This is a genomic window from Pseudomonas sp. P5_A2_2 (assembly GCF_054177685.1).
Genome location: NZ_JBGCUL010000839.1, coordinates 1 through 1,969 on the forward strand (window position 1 = coordinate 1; position 1,969 = coordinate 1,969).

Consider the following 1,969-nt stretch of genomic DNA (forward strand, 5'->3'; position numbering starts at 1 on the left):
CCTACAGGTGCTATTCAAAACGTCCGAAATCAACTGCGCGGCGAACAACTCCAGGCGTTCGCGGGTATCGCCCGCCGTACGCCAGGTCTCTTCGCTGATGTTCTCAAGAGCCTCGGGGCGCGGCCCTGTCCACGGTTCGGCCAGCGCACAATCGAGCGGGTCGAAACCCAGTTCGAAAGCCTTGGCCAGTGCCCGCAGCAGACTCGACTGCGCGCCCCGGCCATCGCCCCGTGGAATACGCAACAACGCGAGCAACGTATCGATACGCAAACGACCGGTGGGCGACTCGCCGAACACATGCAGGCCATCGCGGATCTGCGACTCTTTCAAGTCGCACAGATAAGTGTCGAGTCGCGGCAACCAGATCGCTGCATCGGCATCGCCGTCGAGCTGCTCCTCCAGTTGCAGTTCACGGTCGATGTGCGTGTCGCGCACCAGTTGCAGGATGTCGCGCTGCAACTCGCGGGCGCGGCGCGGATCGAGCAACTGCGCTTCGTAATATTCGTCGGCCAACAGCTCGAGGTTGCGCAGCGGGCCGTAGGTTTCGGCGCGGGTCAGCGGTGGCATCAGGTGATCGATGATCACCGCCTGGGTGCGCCGCTTGGCCTGGGCGCCCTCACCCGGGTCGTTGACGATGAACGGATAGATGTTCGGCAACGGCCCGAGCAGTGCATCCGGCCAGCAGTTTTCCGAGAGCCCCACGCCTTTGCCCGGCAGCCATTCGAGGTTGCCGTGCTTGCCGACGTGGATCACGCCGTGGGCGCCGTAGGTGTTGCGCAGCCAGAAGTAAAACGCCAGGTAACCGTGGGGCGGGACCAGGTCCGGGTCGTGATACACCGCGCTCGGGTCGACCTGGTAACCCCGGGCCGGTTGAATGCCGACGAAGGTCAGGCCGAAGCGCAGGCCGGCGATCATCATCCGTGCGCTGCGGCACATGGGGTCGTTTTCCGGTGCGCCCCAACGTTCGAGCACCGCCGCGCGATTGGCTTCGGGCAGTGCATTGAACATCGCCAGATAATCATCCATCCCCAGGCTCTGCTGGCACGGACGCAGGTCAAGGGTATCGAGATCGTTGCTGACGCCGCCCAGCAACTGCTGGATCAATGCTGTGCCGCTGTCCGGCAACTCAGCCGGCAACGGATAACCTTCGGCATGCAGCGCCCGCAGAATATTCAGCGCGGCTGCCGGGGTGTCTAGGCCGACGCCGTTACCGATGCGGCCGTCGCGGGTCGGGTAATTGGCGAGAATCAAGGCAATGCGTTTTTCTGCATTGGGCACCCGCGCCAGATCGACCCAGCGCCGGGCCAGTTCGGCAACGAAATCCATACGCTCAGGTTGGGCCCGGTAGCACACCACATCCGACTGACTGCGCTCACTGCGCCACGCCAGGTCCTTGAAACTGATCGGGCGGCTGATGATGCGTCCGTCCAGCTCAGGCAAGGCTATGTGCATCGCCAGGTCACGGGGGCCAAGCCCCTGTTCGCTGGCGCGCCAACCGGGCTCGTTGTCCTGGGCGCAAATCGCCTGGATCACCGGAATATTGCGGCGAAACGGCCGTAGATGGGGTGCTTCAGGACYGGATTGGGCGAAGCCGGTGGTGTTCAAGATCACCGAGACGCTGGTCTCATCCAGCCAGTCCTCGACCACGGTAAGACAACCGGGCTCTTTCAGGCTGGCCAGCGCAATCGGCAACGGATTCAACCCCGCCGCCTGCAGGCGCTGGCAAAAAACATCAATAAAAGCAGTGTTCGCCGCCTGCAAGTGCGAGCGGTAGAACAGCACCGCCGCCACCGGTTGATCGGCGTGCCAGCCGGCCTGCCAGTCGCTCAGCGCGGCTGCGTGTTTGTGCGGATGGTAAATCGCCGTGCGTGGCAGGGTCTGCGGCTCGCCCCAGGTGTAATCACGGGCCAGCCAGCGGTTGGCCAGGCAGCGGAAGAAATCGAGGGCGTTGCCCATGCCGCCCTGGCGC

1 protein-coding gene is annotated in these 1,969 nt (G+C 64.0%); it reads right to left on the reverse strand.

The features are described 5' to 3' along the window. On the reverse strand, nt 1-1,969 hold a 1,969-nt coding region (locus tag ACXRVY_RS26360), incomplete at both ends, for a cobaltochelatase subunit CobN (protein ID WP_458238660.1).